Origin of the sequence: Amycolatopsis albidoflavus, from assembly GCF_039525725.1 — a bacterium.
GTDB classification, from domain to species: Bacteria; Actinomycetota; Actinomycetes; order Mycobacteriales; family Pseudonocardiaceae; genus Amycolatopsis; species Amycolatopsis albidoflava.
Window position 1 is genome coordinate 125128 of sequence record NZ_BAAAHV010000028.1, and the last position, 24922, is coordinate 150049.

Sequence of the window (24922 nt, forward strand, 5' to 3'; positions counted from 1 at the left end):
TCGGGCTCATGGCGCTGGCCTGCGGTTCGACGCGGGGGCTGGTTCCGAGTTCGGGTGGCGGATCGACTCGAAGTTCGCTTCGCCGGGGACCGCCCCAATGTGACGTTGGGTGCGTCTCACGCACCCAACGCGGCATTCGATCCATCCCGCACAACCAACGCGGCATTCGATCCATCCCGCACAACCAACGCGGCGTTCGGTGCGTCGGGCGCACCCAATGTGGCATTCGGTGCGTCGGGCGCACCCAATGTGGCATTCGGTGCGTCGGGCGCACCCAATGTGGCATTCGGTGCATCCCACGCACCCAACGCGGCATTCGGTGCATCCCACGCACCCAATGTGGCATTGGGGCGCGAGCTGTGACCCTGCCGCTGAGTGACGGAATCCGCCTGGCCGTCGGCACCCTGACCACCGTCCCGGTCCCCGCACCGCGCAGGATCGATCGGCGGGTGGCGGGGGTGGCGATGACGCTCGGCCCGCTTGCCTCGATCCCGCTCGCGGCGGTGGCGGGGCTCATCGTGGCCGGCGGAGTCGCGCTCGGGCTCCCCGCGCTGGCCGTCGCCGCGCTGGCGCTCGGGGCGGTCGCGCTGGGCAGTCGCGGGTTGCATCTCGACGGCCTAGCCGACACCGCCGACGGGCTCGGTGCCTCCTACGACCGCGCGAAAGCCCTCGACGTCATGCGCCGCGGCGACTCGGGACCTACGGGTGTCGCGACGCTGCTCTTCGTCCTGCTCGTCCAAACCGGCGCACTGACCGGCGCGATCGCGCACGGACACGGGATCGCCGCCGCGGTGCTGTCCGTCCTGTGTGGACGGTGCGTGCTCTCGCTGTGCTGCGCGCGAGGGGTCCCCTCAGCCCGCCCGGAGGGACTGGGCGCGACGGTCGCCGGATCGGTGCCGATCCTCGTGACCGCGGTGGTGTTCGTGCTCGCGGCGGGGTGTGCCGCGCTGACGCCGGGGTTGCCGTGGTGGCGAGGGGTTCTCGCGGTAGCGCTCGGTTACGCCGCAGCGGCGGTGTTGCTGGCCCGGTGTGTCCAGCGCATCGGCGGAGTGACCGGCGACGTCCTCGGCGGGTGCGTCGAGGTGGCGGTGGCCGCGGCGTTGCTGGCTGCCGCCTGACCAAGCGCCAGCCCGCCGTTACTCCGGAAAGGAAATCTCCGCCGCGTCCGGCAGTGCGGTCGGCGGCTCATCGAGGTACCGGGCGTATTCCAAACCGGACAGTACGCCCTGGGTCACCCACACGAGAATCTCTCCGACGCCCTCCACCAAGGCCCTCCGGGGGAACACGCCGCTCAGGTAGCCGTACGGGATCGCGTCGGGCACCGTGAGATCGACGCTCACCGAACCCGGCGACCAGTTCCGCTTGCGCGAGCAGCACCGGATGGCCCGTCAGGACTCGGCGCAGTACCGCGCGCTCATCGCGTTCAGCGGACGCGTCATACGAAGAACTCCTCGATCCACGAACCCTCCGTACGCACGGATTCCGCCCGCACCTTTCGTGCGAAATCGTCGATTGCCGTGTCGATCTCCGCAGCCGGGCGCACGGCACCGCGCACGACCTGGACCGCGTCGTCGATCGCTTGCCAGCCGCCGGGCGCGCGGCAGATCCGCAGCGACCATCGTCCTTCCAGCGAAAGGGACAGGAACTCGAAGTCAGGACGGTCCGTCTCCGAGCGGGCCTTCCACTCCCGCAGTGCCACGGCAAGCTCCGCGACCGGAAACGACTTCCAGCTGCAGGGAACGATTTCGCCGTCCACGACCTCCAGGTCGGCTTCCACGTTGACGAAGACGTCGCCCTTGCCCCGGTAATGCAGATCGGAAGTGTCGAAACGGGAATACGCGAACTTCACCAGCACTTCCTCCCCTCAGATCCCCCCAACATTATCCTCTCGGCACAGCACGCGCGGCAACCGATTTGTCTGGTACGTCTGGCCGGGCCGTCCCCACGCTGCGGCAAAAGCCCGGCCCGTGCTACCAAGGAACAGTCCGCGACGACTGACCGAGAGGACCTCGTGGCACCTGCGCATCTCAACCGGCGCCGGCTTTTTCATCTGGCGGCCGGTCTTTCGGTTCTCGGCACCGCCGCCTGCAGCGCAACTCCGGACAGCCCAGCCCCAAACACTGCGGTGCCCAAGCCGGACGGAGCGCTCGGGGCCAACTTCAACGCTGACCCGGACACCATGGGCTGGGACGAGCTTCAGCGGTCCGGCGCGAAGTGGGTGCGCGGGTTCACCGCGATGCCCGACCTCGACAAACACAGCGCCGCCGAGAATCCGACGATCAAGACTCTCCTCCAAGCAGCCGACCGCGAATACGGCACCGTGCTCTCCCTCAAGTTTCCCTACTTTCCCGAGTCCCACAAGCAGATTCCGCGCCCCGGAACGCCGGAGATGCAGGCGGATCTCGCGCGGCTCGACAAAGTGTTGCTCGCGGTCATGGACAAGGTCGACATCCTCGTGATCGGCAACGAGCCGTTCATCGAGTGCCCGCGGTCCGACTGGAACAACGGCGCACTCAACGAATTCTACGAGACCATCGCCGCCCAGGTGATCAAGCAGCGCAAGGGAAAGACCGTCCTGTACATGGGCGCGCTCAACAATCTCGAAGATCCTCAGTGGACTGGCGCGGGAACCGAACGCTGGATGAAGTACGCCCGCAAGACTCCTGAGATCGAAGGCACCGATATCCACCCGCACGTCGGCGCGCCGGAGCAGGTTCAGGCGTTTCTGGATTACGTGCTGCCCAAGCTCGGCGGCAAGAAGTTTCTCGTCACCGAGTTTTCACTGGTCCAGCTGTGGAAGAAGCATCTCGGCGACAGGGTGTCAACGGAGTATGCGGACAAGTATCACGTGCCGAAGGACACCAAGGTCTGGCAGGTCATTCGCAATGCGCTGCATCAGCCGTTTCCCAAGCCGCGCTGGGATGATTTCCTTCGCACCAGTCCGTGGTTCGAGAACAACAAGAACTTCCTGACCGAGCAGATGGCGAAGTTCCGCGCTACCGGAAAGCTCGCCGTCGCCACCTACGGGATCGACCAGGGCATTGCCGCGCTCAAGGGAGCGGACTTCGGTCCGGACACTCCGCCGTGGTTGTTGAACAGCGTGTTCGCCCGGGCGACCGTTCAGAAGAATCCCGACGGGACGATCGCGCCGAATTACGCCTGGCTTGAGGAATTCACTGCGCTACAAAACCGTTAGCCCAACGCGGCAAGGAAAGCGTCCGTTGTAGCGCGGTCGCGGACTGCGATACGCAGGTGATCTGTGCCTAGCCCGGGGAAGGTGTCACCGCGGCGGACAGCGTAACCTGCTTCGCGCAGCCGCAATCGGACGTCCGTGCCGCCGGGGACTCGGATCAGCACGAACGGGCCGCGCGGGATGCCGAGGACGGGAATTCCCAATGCGGACAGGCCGGATTCCAGGTAGTCGCGGTCGGCTTCCGCTGCAGCGGCCAGCTTTTCGGCTTCTTCCAGAGCGGCGGGACGACAGCAGGCAACCGTCGCGACGGCGGCCAAAGTGGACACTGACCAGGGTGGCTGCACCGAGCGCAGCCGCGCGATCAGCGATGGTTCGCCGAGGACGTATCCGGCTCGCAACCCCGCCAAGCCCCACGTCTTGGTGAGGCTTCGCACTACCACGACTCCGGGGATCCGTTCTCCGGCAAGGCTTTCGACTTCTCCGGGGACGGCGTCGAGGAAGGCTTCGTCTACCACGAGCGTACGGCCGGGACGGGCCAGAGCGCGCACGGAATCGGCTGGATGCAGGACTGAGGTCGGGTTGGTCGGGTTGCCGAGGAAGACGAGATCGGCGGAGGCGGGGACCAGCGACGGAGCTAGCCGGTAACCGTCCGCCTCGGACAGAATTACCCGGTCGACCGAGTGTCCGGCCGCACGCAAAGCGGCTTCTGGTTCGGTGAATTGCGGGTGGATCACCACGGGGTGCACGGCCGGAAGCGAAGCCAGCAGCGTGAACGCTTCCGCGGCCCCGGCGGTTACCAGGACGTCAGAGAAATCCCGGCCGTGCCGGGCGGCAACGGCCTCCGCGGCGCGGGTGGGATCTGGGTAGGCGGCCAGATCGTCCAGGGCAGCAGCTAGTTCCGCGCGGAGCCACGCGGGCGGGGCCGGGAGCCGGACGTTTACGGCGAGGTCGACGAGGCCGTCGCCGACTTCTCGGTCGCCATGGTGGTGGAGGTCGTAATCAGCCATTGACTGCTGCCAGGGAATGCGCACGCACCCGGGACGCGAAACGGTCCGCCAGCTCGGGATGCCCGGCCCAGTGGACGTGCAAGTAAGACGCGTGCAGTGAATCCGACGCGAATCCGTCCAGGTTGCGATCCCAGCCCCACGCGGCGGTTTCCCCGTGTGCGGGAGTGATTTCGGTGCGGTGGAATTCGTGGCCGGTGACGCGCTGTCCGGCTGCGGCCAGCACATTGTCCGCTACCGAGACCGCGCGACGGTAGCCTAGTTTCCCGCGCGAGGTCATGGTCGCGTCGGCGGCGACGGCACCGACCATCGGCAGGCCGTCCAGCGAACGGCACAGGTACAGCAAACCCGCGCATTCCGCGCTGACCGGCATGCCCGCGTCGATAGCCGCGCCGACGGCCGTGAGGAGTTCCACATTGGACGAAAGCTCGGCGGCGTGCACCTCCGGGAAACCGCCGCCGAAGTACAGGCCAGCACAGCCAGGCGGCAGAACCTTGTCCCGCAACGGGTTGAGGTCTACGACGTCGATCCCGCGAGCGGCCAGCAGTTCGAGGTTCTCGGCGTAGCGGAAGGTGAAGGCCGGGCCGCCCGCAGCGGCGAGGGTCGCACGAGGACCGTCGAAGACGGGACCCGGATTCCACAAAGGACCAGTCAGCGCGGGAGCACTCCGCGCTACCCGCACGACGGCTTCGAGGTCGACCCCGGCAGCCACCCAGGCCGCCAATTCCGGCAGCATCCGCTGAGACTCCGCGGCCCGTTCGGCAGCCGGAACCAGACCGAGGTGCCTACTCGGCGCGTGCACGTTTTCGTTGCGCCGCAAGGCACCCAGCAACGGAACGCCGGTAGCCTCCAGTGCGGTGACGATCTCGTCCTCGTGCCGTTGCGAGCCCAATTTGTTCAGGATCACCCCGGCGAGCCGGACGCGCGTATCGTATTGCGCGAACCCCAGCACGGTCGCCGCGACGCTGCGCGAGGCCGCGGAAGCATCGACGACCAGCACGACCGGCGCGTCGATCAGCCGCGCGACATGGGCAGTCGACGCGTAGCCTTCGGTGCCCAAAGCGCCGTCGAAAAGGCCCATCACGCCTTCGATGACGGCGATGTCCGCGCCCGCGGAACCGTGTCGCAGCAACGGAACCAGGGTTTCTTCGCCCTGCAGGAACGGGTCGAGGTTCCGCGCGGGACGGCCGGTGGCGAGCGAGTGGTAGCTGGGGTCGATGAAGTCCGGGCCGACCTTGTGCCCGGACACGGTGTGCCCGGCGCTGCGCAACGCGGCCATGAGCCCGGCTGCGATGGTGGTTTTGCCGTGCCCGGAACCGGGCGCGGCGATGACGAGCCGTGCTACCACTCGATCCCCCGCTGGCCCTTCTGCCCGGCGTCCATCGGGTGCTTCACCTTCGTCATTTCGGTGACCAGATCGGCGGCTTCGATCAGTTCCGGCGGCGCGTACCGGCCGGTGATCACGACGTGCTGATGCCCGGGCCGGGAGGCCAAAGCGGACACTACGTCGTCGACCTCGAGCCAGCCCCATTTGAGCAGGTAGCTGAATTCGTCCAGGACATAGAAATCGTGCGTTTCAGCGGCGAGCCGGCGTTTGATTTCCGCCCAGCCTTCCCGGGCGTTGGCGGCATGGTCCTCTTCGGACCCCTGCTTGCGCGACCAGCTCCAGCCCTCGCCCATTTTGTGCCACTCGACCGGACCGCCCTGCCCGGTGTCGTCGTGCAGCTTGCCGAGCGCCTTGAACGCGGCTTCCTCGCCGACGCGCCATTTCGCCGACTTCACGAACTGGAACACGCCGATCGACCAGCCCTGGTTCCACGCGCGCAACGCCATTCCGAACGCGGCGGTGGATTTCCCCTTCATCTCGCCGGTGTGCACGGCGAGCAGCGGACGATTGCGCCGCTGCCGCGTGGTGAGCCCGTCCTTCGGCACGACAGCCGGTTTTCCCTGTGGCATCAGGCAGCCCTCCCCGTCCGTTCGCGCACTGCCGAGGCCAGCGATTCAGCGGCCACATCGGACAGTGGCACGTGCTCGGCACCCAAGTGCCCAGCCAATTCCGCGGCGAGACCGAGCCGCATCCGGCCGGTCTCGCAGTCCATCACGATCGTCGTCACGTCGGTGAGCAACCCCGCGGCGGCCTTGGCGCGGGCCACCGCGTCGGAGCCGCTCGTGGCGCGGCCGTCGGTGACGAGCACCAGCAGCGGCCGACGCCGCGGATCCCGAATCGCCTCGACCCGCAGCACCCGCGCGGCCTCCAGCAACCCCTCGGCGAGCGGCGTGCGTCCGCCGGTCGGCAAACCGTCCAGCCGGGCGGCGGCGGCTTCGACGCTGATCGTCGGCGGAAGCGCCAGCTCGGCGTCCGCGCCACGGAACGTGACCAGACCGACCTTGTCCCGCCGTTGGTAAGCGTCCAACAGCAAGGAAAGCACCGCGGTCTTCACTTCCCGCATCCGTGCCCGCGCACCCATCGAGCCCGACGCGTCCACACAGAACAGCACCAGATTGCCTTCGCGGCCCTCGCGCAGCGCGAACCGCAAGTCCGCCGACCGCACTTCGAGACCCGTCCCGGACCGGCCCCGCGCCTGCTGATGCGGGGCGGCGGCCCGGATCGTCGCGACCAGGTGCGGCCGTCCGTCCCGCACACTCGGCGGCTGCACACCGATCGTCCGCCCGGTGTCGGTGATGGCGCGCGACCGGCGACCGCGCTCGCCTTCGCCGGTGCCCTTCACCCGGAACACCCGCGCCCGAAACGTATCCCCGGCTCCGACAGTCTTCTGCGGCGAGGATCCATTGCCCGAAGGCGCTTCGCCGGGAGGAGACGAAGGAGCGCCCTCGGAAGGGCCGCTGTCGTCGGGAATCGGCCCACTGTCGTCCGGACCAGGCCCGCCACCAGACGGACCGTCGTCGTCCGGCCCCTCCGGCGGCGGCTGCGAATCCTCCAACGCCTGTTCCAGCTGTTCCTCGGAAATCCCCGGTGCGTCAAACGGATTCCGCCGCCGCCGGTGCGGCAACGCGAGCCGCGCCGCCACCCGGATGTCCTCCGTAGTGACCTCGTCGCGTCCAGCCCAAGCCGCGTGCGCGACCGCCGTCCGCGCTGTCACGATGTCCGCGCGCATGCCGTCGACCTCGAACGACGCGCACACCTCGGCGATCTGCCGCAGCGCCTCGTCCGGCAGCTTCACCGACGGCAAAAGCCGTTGTGCCGCCTCGATCTCCGCCGCCAGCGCCGCATCCGTCGAGGCATAGCCGTCCGCGAAACCGTCCGGATCCGCTTCGTAGGCAAGGCGTCGCCGGACGACCTCGACGCGCTGCTCCGGATCCCGGCTCGACGCGACCTCCACAGTCAGCCCGAACCGGTCGAGCAGCTGCGGCCGCAGCTCGCCTTCCTCCGGGTTCATCGTCCCGATCAGCACGAACCGCGCCGCGTGCGAGACGGAAACGCCCTCGCGCTCGACTGTCGCCCGGCCCATCGCCGCCGCGTCGAGCAGGGTGTCCACCAGGTGGTCGTGCAGCAGGTTGACCTCGTCGACGTACAGCAGCCCGCGATGCGCGGCGGCCAGCAGGCCGGGCTGGTAGTCGGTGACGCCCTCGGCCAGCGCCTTCTCCAGGTTCAGCGAGCCGACGACCCGGTCCTCGGCCGCGCCGACCGGCAGTTCCACCAGCCGCGCCGGCCGCCGGTGCGCGGCAACGCCCGCCGCGTGCGGGCCGTCCGGGCACCCCGGGTCCGGGCTGACCGGGTCGCAGGAGAACCGGCAGCGGTCCACCACGTCGACGCTCGGCAGCAGGCCGGCGAGCGCGCGCACCATGGTCGACTTCGCGGTGCCCTTCTCGCCCCGCACCAAGACCCCGCCGACCGCGGGCGAGATCGAGGACAGGACGAGCGCCAGACGCAGGTCCGGCATCCCGACGACAGCGGTGAACGGATAGGGCTTCAAGAGCACTCCCTCGTGGGTCGGCGTCCGGCCGATCATCGCACAGGCAAGCTCTCGCTTAGGGTGGGAAATCGTGCGCGAAGAATCACGCCTGACGGTGGTCGGGATCGGGGCCGACGGGTGGGCCGGGCTCACCCCCGCGGCCCGCGACGCCGTGCGGCGGGCGGACGTCGTGCTCGGCGCGGAACGGCAGCTGAAGTCCTTGCCGGAAGACCTCCGCACGCGAACTTGGCCCAGCCCGCTGCTGCCCGCGCTCGACGAGATCCTGGCTGAGCAGACCGGCCGCGTCTGCGTCCTGGCGAGCGGCGACCCGTACCTGTCCGGCATCGCCACCACCCTCCGTGATCGCGGCTACGCGCTCGACGTCCATCCAGCGGTCTCCTCGGCGACACTGGCCCGCGCACGGCTCGGCTGGTCGTTCGAGGAAACCGAAGTCGTGACAGTCGTCGGCCGCGCCGTCCACCGCGTCGCGCGAGCGCTGGCGCCCAACCGGAAACTGCTGGTCCTGGGCGGCTCCGCGGCAGAACTGCGCGAGTTGCTCAAAGCCCGCGGGTACGGCGATTCCGCCCTTACCGCCTTGGAAAACCTCGGCGCGGACGACGAACGGATCTCCGACGGCTGGGCCCACGACCCGGGTCCGCTCACCGTCTTCGCCGTGCTCTGCAACGGCCCTGGCCTCCCGCTCATCGGTCTCCCCGACAACGCCTTCGAGCACGACGGCCAGCTCACCAAACGCGACCTCCGCGCGTCCGCCCTCGCCCGCCTCGCGCCAAACCCGGGTGAACTCCTCTGGGACGTCGGAGCAGGCGCGGGCAGCGTCGGCATCGAGTGGTCCCGCGCGCACCCGCTGAACCGCGCCGTCGCGATCGAACGCGACCCGGCACGCGCCGAACGCATCCAGCGCAACGCCAATACCCTTGGCGTACCGGAATTACAGGTGGTCACCGGTCCGGCGCCCGAGGCGCTGACCGAACTCCCCCGTCCGGACGCGATCTTCATCGGCGGCGGCCTGACCGTCCCCGGCGTGCTCGACCGGTGTGTCGAAACCGACGCCCGGATCGTCGCGCACGGTGTCACCCTCGAAGCCGAGCAGATCCTGGCCGCCGCCTACGCCCGGCACGGCGGGGAACTGCAACGGATCTCCGTGGAGCACGCGAAACCGCTCGGCGGGTTCACCGGATGGACGCCGTCCCGGGCAGTCACGCAGTGGAGCTGGAAATGACCGTTTACTTCATCGGCGCCGGACCGGGCGCGGCCGACCTGATCACCGTGCGCGGCCGCGACCTGCTCGCGCGCTGCCAGGTGTGCCTGTACCCGGGCAGCATGACGCCGACCGACCTGCTCGCCTACTGCGCGCCGGACGCCGAACGCATCGACACCGCGAACCTCAGCCTCGATGAGATCACCGCGAAGCTGATCGACGCGCATCGAGCCGGCCACGATGTCGCAAGGCTGTGTTCCGGAGATCCCTCGCTGTACAGCGCGGTCGCCGAGCAGGTCCGGCGGCTGGAACCGGAAGGTGTGCCGTCCGAGATGGTGCCCGGGGTTCCGGCCTTCGCCGCGTCCGCCGCTGTGCTGGGCCGCGAACTGACGGTCCCGGGAATCGGGCAGAGCCTCGTGATCACGCGCGCGCAGGCGAGGTCCACCGCGATGCCGGACACCGAAACGCTGGAGAATTTCGCCCGCACCGGCACGACACTCGCGCTGCACCTGGCGATCAACCACATCGAGCGCGTCACCGAAGAACTCGCCGGCCACTACGGCGAGGACTGTCCCGCCGCCGTCGTCGCCTTGGCCAGCCAGCCCGGCGAAACCGTGGTCCGCGGCACTCTCGCGGACATCGCCGGCCAAGCGCGCGCCGCCGGAATGACCCGCGCGGCCACGATTTTCGTCGGCCGGGTCCTCGCCGCCGGCGGATTCCCGGACAGTTTCCTGTATTCGAGCACCCGCGATCGGGCGAGCCAACCGGAGTCGTTGTGACCGAACTGCGCTGGGGCCTGCTGGCCACCGGGACCATCGCCGCCGAATTCGCCGCGGGCGTCGAGCAAAGCCGCCACGGTGTCCTCGCCGCGGTCGCCTCGCGCACGGCCGAGCGGGCGCGGGAGTTCGCGACCAGGTACGAAATCCCGAAGGCGTATGGCAGCTACGAAGAACTCCTCGCCGACCCGGATGTCGACGCGGTCTACGTCGCGACTCCGCACGCGCAGCACGAGGAATGGGCGATCCGAGCCGTCGAAGCGGGCAAGCACGTGCTGTGCGAGAAACCGCTCACGCTCACCGCGGCCGACGCGGAGAAAGTCATCGATGCCGCCCGGCGAAACGACGTTTTCCTCATGGAAGCGTTCATGTACCGGCTGCACCCGCAGACGCGACGGCTGGTCGAGCTGATCGAATGCGGCGCGATCGGCGAAGTCCGCGCGGTGGACGTCACGTTCAGCTTCGACTCCGACGCGAACGACGCGGCCCGCCTCGGCGACCCCGCGCTCGGCGGCGGCGGAATCCTCGACGTCGGCTGCTACTGCACCTCGCTGGCCCGGCTGGTTTCGCAGGCCGCGACCGGAATTCCGGCTGTGGAGCCGACGCGCGTCACCGGCATGGCGCGGCTCACCGAAAGCGGCGTCGACGAGTTCGCGATGGGCCTGCTGCGGCTGCCCGGCGACATCATCGCCCAGCTGTCCTGCGGCTACCTGCTCACGCAGGACGACCACATCCGGATCTACGGCACCACCGGCCAGCTGTACGTGCCGAAGCCCGCGTGGATCCACGAATTGCGCAAGCCGGGCGTCTCGACAATCGTGCTGACTCCGTCGGACGGCGAGCCGGAGGTCATCGAAATCGAAGCCACCCAAGGGGTTTACGCGCGGGAAGCGGATTACGTCGCCGCGCACGTCGCGGACCGGCAAGGCCCGGAGCTGACCTGGGCGGAGACGCTCGCCAACATGCGCACCCTCGACCGGTGGCGCACGGCCGTCGGGTACGGGCGATGACAGTCCTGATCCTGGGCGGCACCGCGGAAGCCCGCGACCTCGCCGCCCAGCTGCACGAACGCGCCGTCAAGGTGGTCTCTTCGCTGGCCGGACGCGTCACGCGACCCCGCCTGCCCGTCGGTGAAGTGCGGGTCGGCGGATTCGGCGGCGTCGAAGGTCTCACGACCTGGCTGCGCGAAAACGGTGTGCAGGCAGTGGTCGACGCCACGCATCCGTTCGCGGAACGCATCGGTGCCAACGCTTTCCACGCCGCCCGCGCAGCGGAGGTCCCCCTGCTGCGACTCGCGCGCCCCGGCTGGCAGCCGACCGGCGACGACCGCTGGCATTGGGCCGCCGACCTCGACGAAGCCGCCGCGCTCCTGCCCGGCCTCGGCACCCGCGTGTTCCTCACCAGCGGCCGCCAGGGCTTGGCCGCGTTCGCCGACCTCGACCCGCTGTGGTTCCTGATCCGCTGCGTCGACCCGCCTGCCCAGCCGCTGCCGCGCCGGCACGAAGTGGTGCTCGACCGCGGCCCGTACCGCCTCGACGGCGAACGCGCGCTGATGACCGGACACGACATCGACGTCCTGGTCACCAAGGACAGCGGCGGCGCGATGACCGCCGCCAAGCTGACGGCCGCGCGGGAACTCGGCCTGCCGGTGGTCGTCGTGCGCCGTCCGCCCCGACCGTCCACAACGGAAACCGCGGACGTAGCCGCCGCTGTCGAATGGGTGCTCAACCGATGAATGAACTGTTCTACGAAATCCTGCACCGCCGCCGCGACGTCCGCGCCGAGTTCACCGGCGAACCGATCGACGACGCCGTCCTCACCCGGGTGCTCGAGGCCGCGCACGCCGCGCCGAGCGTCGGGATGAGCCAGCCGTGGGATTTCGTGCTGGTCCGCGACCCCGGCACGCGCGAGGAATTCGCCCGCCACGTGCACGAGGAACGCGATGTCTTCGCCGCGTCCCTGGACGGCGAGCGCGCCGAGACGTTCGCCAAGATCAAGGTCGAGGGCATCCGCGAATCGAGCCTCGGCATCGTCGTCACCTACGACGAGCAGCGCGGCGCCCCGGCCGTGCTCGGCAGGCACGCGATCGCCGACGCCGGGCTGTACTCGGTGTGCCTGGCCATCCAGAACCTGTGGCTGGCCGCTACCGCGGAGGGCCTCGGCGTCGGGTGGGTGAGTTTTTACCGCGAACCCGCGCTCGCGAAACTGCTCGACATCCCCGACGGGATCCGCCCGGTCGCCTGGCTTTGTGTAGGACCGGTAACGAATCTCGCCGACGTTCCCGACCTGGAGCGGCACGGCTGGCGCAGCCGCTCTCCGCTGGCCAGCGCGTTACACCACGAGCGGTTCACGCCCCGGGACGAGGGGTCCGCGTAACACCGTCCGGGTGACCCAATAGATTCCTTCTAATGCGTCCGATTGCCGTAGTGCTGGGGTTGCTTTCGGCGCTGTGCGCCCTGGCCTATCCCTTCCTGCCGGTCGTGCAGGACACCGCGGAAGTCGTCTGGCCCACCGCCTCCGACACGCGTTCCGTCAACGCGCCCTTGACCGGGTACTGGGCACAGGACCTGAAGGCCGAGCTGCCCTGCGACACGATCCGCTCGCTCGACGCGCGCACTAACGGCCCCGCGCTGCTGTTCTCGACCGTCCCGGACGGGCGCACCGGCAAGCACGCGGCCAACGGCGTCGGCCTGCAGCTGCGCGTCGACAACGGCGTGCTGCTCGCGTCCAGCCAGGGCCAGCAGATCTCGCAGCAGCCGCTCCCGCAGACCGGCTGCTCGGTCACGCTCGACTCCGACGCGACCCAGATGACGCTCTCGGTCGGCAAGACGCCGATCTTCCACACCACCGGCGACGTCCGGCCGCGCGTGCTCGGCATCTACTCCTCGATCACCTCCGCCCGCGACCCGATCGCCGGGCTGCACGTGTCGGTCGTCCCGGACACCCGCTACCAGACCTCGCCGACCACGCTGAAGATCGTCGTCGGCATCCTCGCCGCGCTGTCGTTCCTCGGCTGCCTGATCGCGGTGTGGCGGATGGACTCCGGCTTCGCCCGCCGCGCGCCGCGCTGGGCCCCGGTCGGCTGGTGGCGGCTCACCGGCCGCGACGCGACGGTGTTCGGCGTGCTCGGCGCGTGGGTCTTCATCGGGCCGGTGACCTCGGACGACGGCTACATCCTCACGATGGCCCGGGTCACCGAGGCCACCGGCTACCTCACGAACTACCACCGCTGGTTCGGCGTCGCGGAGGCCCCGTTCGGCTGGTTCTACCACCTGTACGAGCTGATGACGCACGTCAGCACGGTGCCGCCGTGGATCCGGCTGCCCTCGTACCTGCTCGGCGTGATCAGCTGGCTGCTGATCAGCCGCGAGGTGATGCCGCGCCTCGGCACCCAGGTCCGCCGCAGCCGCGCGGCCGGCTGGGCCGCCGCGGCCGTGTTCCTGGTCTGGTGGATGCCCTACAACAACGGCGTCCGGCCGGAACCAGTCGCCGCGCTCGGGTCGCTGCTGGCGATCTGCGCGGTCGAACGCGCGCTGGTCACCCGCCGGCTGCTGCCGCTGTGCCTCGGCCTGACCGCGGCCGCGTTCACCCTCGCCGCGACGCCGACCGGGCTGATCGCGGTCGCTCCGTTCCTGGTCGCCGGGAAACCGCTGTTCAAGCTGGTCCGGCAGCGCTCGGCGAGCGGCTGGCTGCCGATGCTCGCGCCGATCCTCGCGTCCGGCTTCCTGGTGCTCGTGGTGATGTTCGCCGACCAGACGTTCGCGACGGTCCAGGAGGCCACCCGCATCCGCACCGCGGTCGGCCCGAACCTGTCGTGGTTCCAGGAACTCGCGCGGTACCAGTTGCTGTTCGAGAACCTGCCGGACGGCTCCGCGCCACGCCGGTTCCCGGTGCTGCTCGTGCTGCTCTGTACGGTCACCTGCCTGGTAGTGCTGTTGCGCCGCGGCCGGATCCCTGGCGCGGCGCTCGGGCCGAGCCGTCGGCTGATCGGCACCACCGCGTTGTTCTTCCTGCTGCTCGCGCTGACCCCGACGAAATGGACGCACCACTTCGGCGCGTTCGCCGCGGTCGGCGCGTCGATGGCGGCGCTCACCGCGCTGGCGACCAGTTCGACCGTGCTGCGTTCCAACCGGAACCGAGCGGCGTTCCTCGCGGTATTGCTGGTGGTCGGCGCGCTCGCCGCGACCGGGCCGAACGCGTACTGGTTCGTCTCGAAGATCGGCGTGCCGTGGACGAACGGCGCACCCTCGATCGGCGGCATCCCGCTGTCGACGATCCTGCTCGGAGCCGCCGCGGTCGCCGGGATCTACGCGTTCGTGGAGAACATCCGCGCACACCGGCCGGGACCGGCGCCGCAGGAGGGCCGGAGCCGGTCGCTGCGGCTCGGTTCGCTGTCGCTGGTCGTGGTGTGCGGTTTGGTCGCCGCGGGCGAGATCTACACGATGGGCGCGGCGATCTACTTCCAGCGCGACAGCTACAGCCTCGGCGCGGCCAACATCGGGCACCTGTTCGGCAAGAGCTGCAACCTGTCCGACCACGTGATGGTCGAGCGCGACGCGGCGAAGAGCATCCTGCACCCGCAGCCCGACCAGCGGACCGTGCCGGAAAAGCCGGTGACGCAGAACCCGCCGAACCCGCTGCCGAACCCGGACCAGGACAACGGCCGCGTCCAGACCGGCTTCCACACCAGCCCGGTCGACGACAAGGACCCGCTGGCCGAGCCGCCGCACGGGTTCAAGCAGGACCAGGTGCCGATGTGGAGCAGCTACCTCGACACCCAGACCCGCGCCGGACGGCTGCGCAGCGACTGGTACGCGCTCACCGACCGGACCGAAAACGGCCAGATCGTGGTCGCCACCGCGAGCCAGTCCCGGCGGCCCACGTCGGTGAGCCTGGAGTACGGCGTCAACACTCCCGAAGGCGTGCGCGTGCTGCGCGGCCAGTTCGCGCTCCCGCCCGGCGCGGGCACCGGCGGCTGGAACGACACCCGGATCAACCTGCGCGACCTGCCGCCGGAGACCACGTCGGTGCGGATCGTGATGGTGGACAACGACCTCACCGAGGACGGCTGGATCGCCGCGTCCGCGCCGCGCGTGCCGACGTTCACCACGCTGACCGACAAGCTCGCGGGCAAATCGGTGTACATCGACTGGCCCGCGTCGTTCGTGTACCCGTGCGCGAACCCGGTCACCTCGCACGACGGCATCTCCGCAATGCCGGACTACCGCATCACACCCGGCCAGCTCGCCGACGAGGCGAAATGGGCGTCCAGCACGAACGGCGGCCCGAACGGCTGGCTCGAGGAGATCGCGGACGAGCCGGAGGTGCCGAGCTACCTGAACGGGCAGCCGTACCAGTCGTGGGGCCAGCTGCTGCAGATCGAGCCGTATACGACCGGGGTGGCGCCGACGGTGCGCCACGGGGAGAAGACGGTGTGGGGCTGGTGGTCTCCTGGGCCTGGGCCTTCACAGCCCAACGGCAAGGACCCGACGCGCTAGGGCGGCCAGGCTGGAGATCGAACCGGCCGCACGGTTCGATCTCCACCCACCACCTAGCCGAGGCGGAACAGCTCCTGCGACAAGGTCAGGAATAACTCCGCGGCGTCCACACGATCGACCGCCCGTCCGGCCCTTCCTCCACCACCGTGCGCGACGAACCCACAATCAGCAGGCACCGCATGTCCACCGCAGCCGGATCCAGCGAGCCCAACGTGATAACCCGAACGTCCTCCTCCGGGCCGCCGACATCGCGGGCCACCACCACCGGTGTCCCCGGATCCCGGTGCCGCAAAAGGACTTCCCGCGCGTTCTCCAGCTGCGTCACCCGCGTCCGCGAAGCCGGGTTGTACAGCGCCAGCACCAGATCCGCCGCACCAGCAGCGTCCAGCCGCCGTTCGATGATCTCCCACGGCTTCAACCGGTCCGAAAGGGACAGCACGCAATAGTCGTGCCCCAACGGCGCGCCGACCCGCGACGCGGCTGCCTGCGCCGCCGTCACCCCGGGCACGATCCGCACCCGCGCACCGGCGCCGTTCCCGGCCGAAACCTGTTCCAGCACCGCCGAAGCCATCGCGAACACACCCGGATCCCCGGACGACACCACAGCCACGCGCGCACCCGTCGCAGCCAACTGCAACGCCTCGACCGCTCGGTCCGCCTCGACGCGGTTCCCCGACGCGTGCCGCTGCTGCCCCGCCCGCTGCGGAACTCGCGCGACATACGGTCCGTAGCCGACAATGTGGTCGGCCGCCGCCAGTTCCGCCGATGCTTCCGGCGTCAGCCACTCCGGCCCGGCCGGACCGAGCCCGACGACAACGACCTCGCCGCCCTCCACCGGCGCCGAAGAGGCCGCCGGCACCGCCGGTTCACCGTCCACACGCGACTTGTAAGCCGGGCTTGGCAGCAACGCCAAAGAGAAATACGGCACCGACTCCGGATCGACGTCCGCGAACGGCTCCACCCGCTGCTGTCCCCAAGTCGCCCGCTCGACGTACCAGGCGTCGTCGAGCTTGCCCGCCTCCGCGAGCGCTTCCCGGACAGAACCGAAGGTACGGCCCAATTTCAGCACTGCCGCTGCCTCGGTGTCCGCCAATCGCCGCGCCAATTCGGGCGCTGGCAACGTTCCCGGCAGCACGGTGAGCACTTCGTCCCGCTGCACCAACGGACGGCCGAGCACCGACGACGCCGCGCTCACCGACGTCACGCCGGGAACCACCTCGGTCTCGAACCGTCCGACGAGCCGCTCGTGCATGTACATGTAGGAGCCGTAGAAGAACGGATCGCCCTCGCACAGCAGCACCACGTCACGCCCGGCGTCGAGGTGCTCAGCGAGCTTTTTCGCGCTCAGCTCGTAGAAATCGGCGATCGCGCCTTCGTACCCGCCGGGATGGTCGGTGGTCTCGGTGGTGACCGGGTAGACCAGCCGCTCTTCCAGCTGTCCCTCGCGCAGGTACGGCTCAGCCACCGACCGCGCGATGCTGCGCCCGTGCCGCGCGCTGTGGTAGGCGATGACGTCCGCCTCGCCGATCAGCCGCGCCGCTTTGACCGTCATCAGTTCCGGATCGCCGGGACCGAGCCCGACGCCGTACAGCCGCCCCGTCATTCGACCGCGCTCGCAATCGCGTTCACGGCGCCGACGGCCATCGCGCTGCCGCCGCGACGGCCGTGCACGACCAGGTACGGCGCCGGCGCCCGCTTCGCCAATTCCACTTTGGACTCCGCCGCGCCGACAAACCCCACCGGCACACCGATGATCGCGGCCGGTGCGCCGACGCCCTCGTCCAGCAGCTCCAGCAACCGGAACAGCGCGGTCGGCGCGTTGCCGATGGCCACCACCGAACCGGGCAGCCGGTCGCGCCACAGCTCCAGCGCGGCGGCCGAGCGCGTAGTGCCCAGCCGTTCGGCCAGCCCGGGCACGCTCGGGTCGTCCAAAGTGCACACGACGTCGTTCGCCGCGGGCAAGCGTTTGCGCGTGATGCCGCTGGCGATCATCTTCGCGTCGCACAGGATCGGCGCGCCCGCCTCCAGCGCGGCGCGGCCCGCCTCGACCACGTCGAGCGAGTAGCGCAGGTCGTCGACCAGGTCGACCATGCCGCAGGAGTGGATCATCCGGACCGCGACGCCCGCGACGTCGTCGGGCAGGATCGCCAGGTCCGCCTCTTCGCGGATCGTGGCGAACGAGTGCCGGTAGATCTCGGCCCCGTCCCGCAGGTAGTCGATCACGAAGGTCCCTTTCTCGCCAACGCATCCGCCAACTCGGACGCCGGGGTCCAGCGTCCGTCGACACGGTAGCCGCCGGGTTCGGCGACAACGTCGCGGTGGGTGCCGGACGGTCGTCCGCACCGCCGTTCACAGCCCGAAACGTGCACCAGCTCCCCGTCCGCGACCAGTGTCGCCGCGTCCGCGCGGACGTCGGCGAGAGACTTCGCACACCCCGGCGCGCCGATGCAGGCGCTAAGCTCCGCCGTCGCCGGATCCGTCGACAGCCCCGCCGCGCGCAGGCGCTCGACGTCCGCGCCGCCAGGCAGCAGCACCGAACGCCACGGCGTGACCACGGCGTCGCCGAAGTCCGCGAGCGTGCGCAACTGAGCAGCAGTCAACTGGCCGAACCGCGGCGCGACCCCGACTGCCTCGCCGCCGTCATCGCGCCGGATCCGGCCGACGGTGGGGTCAATCCGGGTCGGCAGCAACCGCGGAGCTTCCCGCAGACCGCCCGGCAACAGTGTCGAAGGATCAGCCAGTTCCCCGATCCGCCACGCCGAACCTCGCGTGCGCGCAAACGTTTCCGCCACCGTGAGCAGCGCGGACACCGCCTCGTCGCGTGCCACCAACCACCCGGAATCAGCGCCCGCCAACAGCACCACACCGGTCACCGGACCGACCGCGCGCCAGCAAACGTCCGTGCCCACGACGTCGCCGCGTCCGTCGTCAAAGCCGAAGAGGAACCGCCCCGGCAACTCCGCGAGCCCCGGCCGCGCGCACAACTCACGATCCAGCTTCGCGGAAAGCCCCCGGACGTCCGCGAGCCCGCCGCGCACGCCGCTCAACGGCGAGGCCAGCACATTCCGCACGCGCTCGTGACTCGGCGACGGCAGCAATCCGGCTTCGGTCAGCCGTCCCGCCAACCCCGGACGGCGCACTCCGCGCAACTGGACGTTCGCCCGCGAGGTCAGGTGCACGTCGCCGTCGCCGAGGTCTTCCGCGCAGGAAGCCAACGCGCGCAACCGATCCGCGGTCACCACGCCGCCGGGAAGCCGGACCCTGGCGAGCGGCCCGTCCGCCGCGTCGTGCGTCGCGAAAACTCCGGGACAGGCGTCGGCGCGCACGCGGGCAGGGCTGGACATGGCGCTCACTGTAACCCGCGGCCGTTTTATCAGGCTTGCGATCATATGTAGTACATCTGCTACATTCCATCGCACAGACAGGATGGGGGTCATCCAATGAGAGATCAAGCGGACACCGTGCTCCGCGTCGAAGGCTTGCGCATGCGCTACGGCTCGAACGACGTGCTGCACGGCACCTCGTTCACCGCGCACCGCGGCGAGGTGCTGTGCCTGCTCGGCCCGAACGGGGCGGGCAAGACCACGACGATCGAAATCCTCGAGGGGTTCCGCATGCGGTCCGCCGGCGAGGTGTCCGTGCTGGGCACCGACCCGGCGCGCGGCGGCGAGGACTGGAGGGCGCGACTGGGGGTCGTCCTGCAGTCCTGGCGCGACCACGGCAAATGGCGCGTGCGCGAGCTGCTCGACCTGCTCGGGTCGTTCTACTCGCCGTACTCCACCGACCGGATCCGCCGCCCGTGGGACACCGACGAGCTGATCGAAGCGGTCGGGCTTTCCGAGCACGCGAGCAAGAAGATCCGGATGCTGTCCGGTGGGCAGCGGCGCAGGCTGGACGTGGCGATCGGCATCGTCGGCCGCCCCGAACTGCTGTTCCTCGACGAGCCGACAGCCGGGTTCGATCCGCAGGCCCGGCGCGATTTCCACGAGCTCGTGCACCGGCTCGCCGACGACGACACCACGATCCTGCTCACCACGCACGACCTCGACGAGGCCGAAAAGCTCGCCGACCGGATCCTGATCCTGAGCGGCGGCCACATCGTCGCCGACGGTTCGCCGGACCAGCTGAGCAGGCAGATCGCGGGCGAGGCCGAGGTGCGCTGGACGATCGACGGGCAGCGGTTCGTGCACTCGACCACGGAGGCGACGAAGTACGTGTACGAGTTGTTCAAGCAGCACGGCGAAGCGGTCGCCGACCTGGAGGTCCGGCGCGCGTCGCTGGAGGACACGTACCTGACGCTCGTGCAACGCGCGGAGTCCGGGCTGGCTGAAGCGGGTGCGCGATGACGGCGTCGGCACAGCGGACCGCGGCGCGGGTCGGACTCCGCCGCGGGTTCATCGAATTCCGCCAGCAGTGGACGAATCGGGACGACCTGATCGGCCAGCTCGTCTGGCTGGCGATGATCTTCGGCACGCTGTTTTTCATGCGCGGTGCGCAGTTGCCGGGCACCTCGTTCTCGCTGGGCGCCGCGACGGTGCCGAGCGTGATCGGCGCGGGCCTGGTATTCAACGGCATGTCCGCCGTCGCCGGTGCGCTGATCGTCGACCGCGAGGACGGCACGCTGCTGCGGGCGAAGGCGACGCCGAACGGGATGTTCGGCTACCTCATCGGCAAGATCACGACGTTCTCGATGATGCAGGTCGCGAGCATCGTCGTGATGCTGGTGCCGTCGCTGTTCCTGTTCGACGGGCTGGCCCCGAACGGGTTCTTCTCGATCCTGAACCTCGTGTGGGTGCTCGCCGCGGGCCTGGTCGCGACCATGCCGATCGGGGCCGCGATCGGTTCGCTGATCCAGGATTCGCGGATGATGGCCCTGGTCATGCTGCCGATGCTCGGGCTCGGCGCGATCTCCGGGATCTTCTACCCGATCACCGCGCTGCCGGTCTGGCTGCAGGACGTCGCGCAGGTGTTCCCGATGTACTGGCTCGGCCTCGGCATGCGCTCGGCGCTGCTGCCCGACCAGGCGGTCGTCGTCGAAATCGGGCAGTCGTGGCGGCCGTGGGCGACCCTGGGGGTGCTGCTCGCGTGGGCCGTGATCGGATTGGTGCTGGCCCCGATCCTGCTGAAGCGGATGGCCCGGCGCGAATCGGGGTCGTCGGTGGCGGCGCGACGGGAAAGGGCACTTCAGCGTGTGTGAGGCGCGGTGAGCGAGAACGTCTACAACCGCATCGCGGTGCTGCGCGCCGAACGCGGGATCTCGCGGCGGCAGCTCGCGGACGCGCTCGGCGTGCACTACCAGACCATCGGGTACCTGGAGCGCGGCGAGTACAGCCCGAGCCTTTACCTAGCGTTGCGGATCGCGGAGTTCTTCGAGGTCGCGGTGGAGGTGCTCTTCTCCACCGCGCCCTTCCCGCGGATCGGGGACGAAAGCAAGCCCGCGTGAGGGTCTGCTCACCTTGACGGCGCGGGTGCGCCCGGCGAGAGTAAGAGCGCACACGCGTCGGCACGCGGAGGAACCCGGTGGAAATCCGGGGCGGTCCCGCCACTGTGACCGGCGGCCCCGCGGCCGCCGGCAGCCAGGAACTCCCGCCGGCGACACCGTCGACCCGGGGCGCGGACACCCCGAGTGAGGAACGCCGTGATCCTGCTGCTGTCCACTTCGGACACCGACCTGCTCAGCGCCCGGGCCAGCGGCGCGGACTACCGGCTCGGCAACCCGTCCCGGCTTCCGCTCGGCGATCTGCCCGGGCTGCTCGAGGGCTGCTCGATCGTCGTCGTCCGGATCCTCGGCACGCCGCGGACCTGGCAAGAAGGCCTCGACACGCTGCGCGCGTCCGGTGCGCACGTGATCGTGCTGGGCGGCGAGCAGACGCCCGACGCGGAGCTGATGAAGCTCTCCACGACTCCGGCCGGCATCGCCGCGCAAGCGCATCTGTACCTCGCGCAGGGCGGTCCGGAGAACCTCACGCAGCTGCACCGGTTCCTGTCCGACACCCTGCTCCTGACCGGCGAAGGCTTCGAACCGCCCGCGGAACTGCCGTCGTGGGGCGTGCTTTCGCGGCCGGCTCCGGAGGGTGATGGCCCGGTCATCGGGATTCTCTACTACCGCGCGCACCACCTGTCCGGAAACACCGGTTTCGTGCACGCGCTGGCCGACGCGGTCGAGTCCGCGGGCGGCCGGGCGTTGCCGATCCACACCGCGTCCCTGCGCACGCGCGCGCCGGAGATGATGGCTGAGCTGGGCAAGGTCGATGCCCTGCTGGTCACCGTGCTGGCGGCGGGCGGCACCCGTCCGTCGGAAGCCGGAGCGGGCGGGGACGACGAATCATGGGACGTCGCGGAGATGGCCGCGCTGGACGTGCCGGTGCTGCAGGCGTTGTGCCTGACCAGCGACCGCGAAACCTGGTCCGCCAGCGACGACGGCCTGTCCCCGCTCGACGCCGGCAACCAGATGGCGGTACCGGAGTTCGACGGCCGGATCATCACCGTCCCGTTCTCCTTCAAGGAATTCGACGACGACGGCCTCCCCCGGTACATCGCCGACACCGAACGCGCCTCCCGCGTCGCCCGCATCGCCCTCGCGCACGCCCGGCTCCGGCACACTCCGCCTGCTTCTCGCCGGATCGCCTTGATGCTGTCGGCGTACCCCACGAAGCACTCGCGCGTCGGCAACGCGGTCGGCCTCGACACCCCGGCTTCGGCGATCAAACTCCTGCGCCTCATGCGCGAACGCGGCTACGACCTCGGCGCGGAGGCTTTCCCCGGCGTCGACCCGACCGGCACCGACCAGCCGGACGGCGACGCCTTGATCCACGCCCTGATCGCCGCGGGCGGCCAGGATCCCGAATGGCTCACCGAAGAACAGCTGTCCGGCAACCCGATCCGCGTCCCCGCGGCCCGGTACCGGTCGTGGTTCGCCGCCTTGCCGGTCGAGTTGCGAGAAGCGATGGAAGAACACTGGGGCCCCGCACCGGGTTCGCTGTATGTCGACACGTCGGCAAACCCCGAGGGGGACATCGTCCTGGCGTCGCTGCAGTCCGGCAACGTCATCCTGATGATCCAGCCGCCGCGCGGGTTCGGCGAAAACCCGGTCGCGATCTACCACAACCCGGACCTGCCGCCGAGCCACCACTATCTCGCCGCGTACCGCTGGCTGGAAGAGGAATTCGGCGCACACGCCGTCGTCCACCTCGGCAAACACGGTTCGCTGGAATGGCTGCCCGGCAAGACCGCAGGACTCTCCGCCGCCTGCGCCCCCGACGCCGTCCTGGGCAATCTGCCTTTGGTGTACCCGTTCCTGATCAACGACCCCGGCGAAGGCGCGCAAGCGAAACGCCGCGCGCACGCGACCATCGTGGACCACCTGGTCCCGCCCATGGCCCGCGCGGAATCGTATGGCGACTTGGCCCGCCTGGAGCAGTTGCTGGACGAGCACGCCAACATCGCCGCGATGGACCCGGCGAAGCTCCCGGCGATCCGCGCCCAGATCTGGACCCTCATCCAGGCCGCGAAACTCGACCACGACCTCGGCGTCGACGAACGCCCGCACGACGCGGAATTCGACGACTTCCTGCTGCACATCGACGGCTGGCTGTGCGAGGTCAAGGACGCCCAAATCCGCGACGGCCTGCACATCCTGGGCGAGGCCCCGGTCGGCGAGGCCCGCGTCAACCTGGTCCTGGCAATGCTCCGAGCCCAGCAAATGTGGGGCGGCAAGCAAGGAGCCGTCCCCGGCCTGCGCTCTGCCCTCGGCCTGAAGGAAAACTCGGACGCGCCACTGTCCGAAGTGGACGCGATCGAAACCACCGCCCACACGCTGGTTTCTCTGATGGAGACCCATGCGTGGTCCCCTTCTTCAGTTTCTTCAGTGGTGAGCGAAGTCCTGGGCACTTCTGATGCCGAAGTCGCCCGCGTCCTGACCTTCGCCGCCACCGAAATCGTCCCCCGCCTGGCCGGAACCTCGTCCGAAGTAGACGCAGTCCTGCATGCCCTGGACGGCGGCTACATCCCCGCCGGCCCCAGCGGTTCTCCCTTGCGCGGCTTGGTGAACGTCCTGCCCACCGGCCGAAACTTCTACACCGTGGACCCGAAGGCGATCCCCAGCCGCCTGGCGTGGGAAACCGGCCAGGCCCTGGCGGACTCCCTGCTCCGCCGCTACCGCGAAGACACCGGCGACTGGCCGCGGTCCGTCGGCCTGTCGGTCTGGGGCACCTCCGCCATGCGCACCTCCGGCGACGATGCCGCCGAAGTCCTTGCCCTGCTGGGAATCCAGCCAGTGTGGGACGAAGCCTCCCGCCGCGTGACCGGCATCGAACCCATCCCGCTGTCCGAACTGGGCCGCCCGAGGATCGACGTGACAGTCCGCATCAGCGGCTTCTTCCGCGACGCTTTCCCACACGTCATCACCATGCTGGACGACGCCGTCCGCCTAGCCGCCTCCTTGGACGAACCGGAATCCTCCAACTACGTCCGCGCCCATGTCGCCGCGGACCTGGCGGATCACGGTGACGACCGCCGAGCCACCACCCGAATCTTCGGCTCAAAACCAGGCGCGTACGGAGCCGGTCTCCTCCCGTTGATGGACTCCGGAAACTGGCGCGACGACAAGGATCTGGCAGAGGTCTACGCAGTCTGGGGCGGCTTCGCCTACGGCAGGGACCTGGACGGCCGTCCCGCGCGCGAGGACATGGAATCGTCGTACAAACGCATTGTGGTAGCCGCGAAGAACACGGACACTCGCGAACACGACATCGCTGATTCGGACGATTATTTCCAGTATCACGGCGGAATGATCGCCACCGTCCGCGCCCTGACCGGCTCCGCCCCCGCGTCGTACGTCGGCGATTCCACCACTCCCGATGCCGTTCGTACTCGCACTTTGGGTGAAGAAACAGCCCGCGTCTTCCGCGCCCGGGTGGTCAACCCACGATGGCTGTCCGCGATGCGCCGCCACGGCTACAAGGGCGCTTTCGAACTCGCCGCAACCGTGGACTACCTCTTCGGCTTCGACGCGACCGCGGGTGTGGTGGGCGACTGGATGTACGAGAAGTTGTCGCAGTCGTATGTGCTGGATGAGGAAAACCAGCAGTTCATGCGGGACGCGAACCCGTGGGCATTGCGGGGAATCATCGAACGCTTGACGGAAGCCGCGGATCGAGGCCTGTGGGAGGAACCGGATCCGGAGTTGCTGGCGCAGATGCGCGAGGTGTACCTGACGCTGGAAGGCGACCTAGAAAACGACTGACCTGGCCCGGTTGCCTCCGCTGGTTCTGTTTTGGCCGGCTGAGGCAACCGGCGGGGTCATCACTGGCGAACTGC

The 24922-nt window shown here is 69.5% G+C and carries 21 protein-coding genes and 1 riboswitch; of the genes, 12 read left to right on the plus strand and 9 right to left on the minus strand.

Annotated features, from left to right (window positions below):
- The first annotated feature begins 359 nt into the window (after positions 1–359).
- On the plus strand, positions 360–1118 hold the full coding sequence (locus tag ABD156_RS43350; RefSeq protein ID WP_344287244.1) for an adenosylcobinamide-GDP ribazoletransferase: 759 nt from the start codon (positions 360–362) through the stop codon (positions 1116–1118).
- An 18-nt stretch (positions 1119–1136) separates the two neighbouring features.
- Here the strand turns inward: ABD156_RS43350 and ABD156_RS43355 are convergent, their stop codons facing one another.
- Positions 1137–1340: a hypothetical protein gene (locus tag ABD156_RS43355; protein ID WP_344287246.1), complete on the minus strand. Its 204-nt coding sequence runs from the start codon at positions 1338–1340 to the stop codon at positions 1137–1139.
- 95 nt (positions 1341–1435) lie between these two features.
- Complete coding sequence (locus tag ABD156_RS43360) at positions 1436–1849, minus strand: DUF7878 domain-containing protein (protein WP_344287247.1); 414 nt, start codon at positions 1847–1849, stop codon at positions 1436–1438.
- Positions 1850–2011: 162 nt separating this feature from the next.
- Between ABD156_RS43360 and ABD156_RS43365 the strand changes: the two genes are divergently transcribed.
- Positions 2012–3196, plus strand: a complete 1185-nt coding sequence (locus ABD156_RS43365; protein ID WP_344287249.1) for a hypothetical protein — start codon at positions 2012–2014, stop codon at positions 3194–3196.
- Here ABD156_RS43365 and cobC read toward each other — a convergent pair.
- From cobC to ABD156_RS43385, 4 genes are read right to left on the minus strand one after another with little or no spacing between them, the layout of a single operon-like run.
- Positions 3193–4200, minus strand: coding sequence for an Rv2231c family histidinol phosphate aminotransferase CobC (gene cobC, locus ABD156_RS43370; RefSeq protein WP_344287251.1), 1008 nt, complete (start codon positions 4198–4200; stop codon positions 3193–3195). The genes ABD156_RS43365 and cobC overlap by 4 nt on opposite strands.
- A complete protein-coding gene (locus ABD156_RS43375) occupies positions 4193–5545 on the minus strand; it encodes a cobyrinic acid a,c-diamide synthase CobB (RefSeq protein ID WP_344287253.1) in 1353 nt (450 codons plus the stop codon). Before ABD156_RS43375 ends, cobC begins: the two co-directional genes overlap by 8 nt.
- On the minus strand, positions 5539–6153 hold the full coding sequence (cobO, locus tag ABD156_RS43380) for a cob(I)yrinic acid a,c-diamide adenosyltransferase (protein WP_183125040.1): 615 nt from the start codon (positions 6151–6153) through the stop codon (positions 5539–5541). Before cobO ends, ABD156_RS43375 begins: the two co-directional genes overlap by 7 nt.
- The gene (locus ABD156_RS43385; protein ID WP_344287256.1) at positions 6153–8132 is read right to left on the minus strand and encodes a putative cobaltochelatase; all 1980 of its coding nucleotides are present in this window, start codon (positions 8130–8132) and stop codon (positions 6153–6155) included. The genes cobO and ABD156_RS43385 overlap by 1 nt, the downstream gene beginning before the upstream one ends.
- Positions 8133–8202: 70 nt before the next feature.
- Between ABD156_RS43385 and cbiE the strand changes: the two genes are divergently transcribed.
- Genes cbiE through ABD156_RS43415 form a run of 6 tightly spaced genes read left to right on the plus strand, consistent with a single transcriptional unit; the run spans position 8203 to position 15604 of the window.
- A complete protein-coding gene (gene cbiE, locus ABD156_RS43390) occupies positions 8203–9351 on the plus strand; it encodes a precorrin-6y C5,15-methyltransferase (decarboxylating) subunit CbiE (protein ID WP_344287258.1) in 1149 nt (382 codons plus the stop codon).
- Complete coding sequence (gene cobM / locus ABD156_RS43395) at positions 9348–10109, plus strand: precorrin-4 C(11)-methyltransferase (RefSeq protein ID WP_344287260.1); 762 nt, start codon at positions 9348–9350, stop codon at positions 10107–10109. Before cbiE ends, cobM begins: the two co-directional genes overlap by 4 nt.
- Entirely contained in the window at positions 10106–11116 is a 1011-nt protein-coding gene (locus ABD156_RS43400; protein ID WP_344287262.1) for a Gfo/Idh/MocA family protein, read from the plus strand. The genes cobM and ABD156_RS43400 overlap by 4 nt, the downstream gene beginning before the upstream one ends.
- A complete protein-coding gene (locus tag ABD156_RS43405) occupies positions 11113–11841 on the plus strand; it encodes a cobalt-precorrin-6A reductase (protein ID WP_344287264.1) in 729 nt (242 codons plus the stop codon). The genes ABD156_RS43400 and ABD156_RS43405 overlap by 4 nt, the downstream gene beginning before the upstream one ends.
- Positions 11838–12482: a 5,6-dimethylbenzimidazole synthase gene (gene bluB / locus ABD156_RS43410; protein WP_344287266.1), complete on the plus strand. Its 645-nt coding sequence runs from the start codon at positions 11838–11840 to the stop codon at positions 12480–12482. The genes ABD156_RS43405 and bluB overlap by 4 nt, the downstream gene beginning before the upstream one ends.
- A 32-nt stretch (positions 12483–12514) precedes the next feature.
- On the plus strand, positions 12515–15604 hold the full coding sequence (locus tag ABD156_RS43415; RefSeq protein ID WP_344287268.1) for an arabinosyltransferase domain-containing protein: 3090 nt from the start codon (positions 12515–12517) through the stop codon (positions 15602–15604).
- An 85-nt stretch (positions 15605–15689) separates the two neighbouring features.
- Here ABD156_RS43415 and ABD156_RS43420 read toward each other — a convergent pair whose 3' ends face one another.
- Genes ABD156_RS43420 through ABD156_RS43430 form a run of 3 tightly spaced genes read right to left on the minus strand, consistent with a single transcriptional unit; the run spans position 15690 to position 18948 of the window.
- Complete coding sequence (locus ABD156_RS43420; RefSeq protein ID WP_344287270.1) at positions 15690–17207, minus strand: precorrin-2 C(20)-methyltransferase; 1518 nt, start codon at positions 17205–17207, stop codon at positions 15690–15692.
- Entirely contained in the window at positions 17204–17827 is a 624-nt protein-coding gene (locus tag ABD156_RS43425) for a precorrin-8X methylmutase (protein ID WP_037354494.1), read from the minus strand. Before ABD156_RS43425 ends, ABD156_RS43420 begins: the two co-directional genes overlap by 4 nt.
- Entirely contained in the window at positions 17824–18948 is a 1125-nt protein-coding gene (locus ABD156_RS43430; protein ID WP_344287274.1) for a precorrin-3B synthase, read from the minus strand. The genes ABD156_RS43425 and ABD156_RS43430 overlap by 4 nt, the downstream gene beginning before the upstream one ends.
- Positions 18949–19044: 96 nt before the next feature.
- On the opposite strand from ABD156_RS43430, the gene ABD156_RS43435 reads away from it, so the two are divergent.
- From ABD156_RS43435 to cobN, 4 genes are all read left to right on the plus strand, one after another.
- Complete coding sequence (locus ABD156_RS43435; protein ID WP_344287276.1) at positions 19045–19950, plus strand: ABC transporter ATP-binding protein; 906 nt, start codon at positions 19045–19047, stop codon at positions 19948–19950.
- The gene (locus ABD156_RS43440; RefSeq protein ID WP_344287278.1) at positions 19947–20801 is read left to right on the plus strand and encodes an ABC transporter permease; all 855 of its coding nucleotides are present in this window, start codon (positions 19947–19949) and stop codon (positions 20799–20801) included. The genes ABD156_RS43435 and ABD156_RS43440 overlap by 4 nt, the downstream gene beginning before the upstream one ends.
- A 6-nt stretch (positions 20802–20807) precedes the next feature.
- Entirely contained in the window at positions 20808–21047 is a 240-nt protein-coding gene (locus tag ABD156_RS43445) for a helix-turn-helix transcriptional regulator (protein ID WP_037354504.1), read from the plus strand.
- A gap of 67 nt (positions 21048–21114) precedes the next feature.
- A riboswitch (cobalamin riboswitch) is annotated at positions 21115–21190 on the plus strand.
- A gap of 52 nt (positions 21191–21242) precedes the next feature.
- Positions 21243–24848 carry a cobaltochelatase subunit CobN gene (cobN, locus tag ABD156_RS43450; protein WP_344287482.1) on the plus strand — a complete coding sequence of 1202 codons (3606 nt, stop codon included), beginning with the start codon at positions 21243–21245 and terminating at the stop codon, positions 24846–24848.
- The last annotated feature ends 74 nt before the right edge of the window (positions 24849–24922 follow it).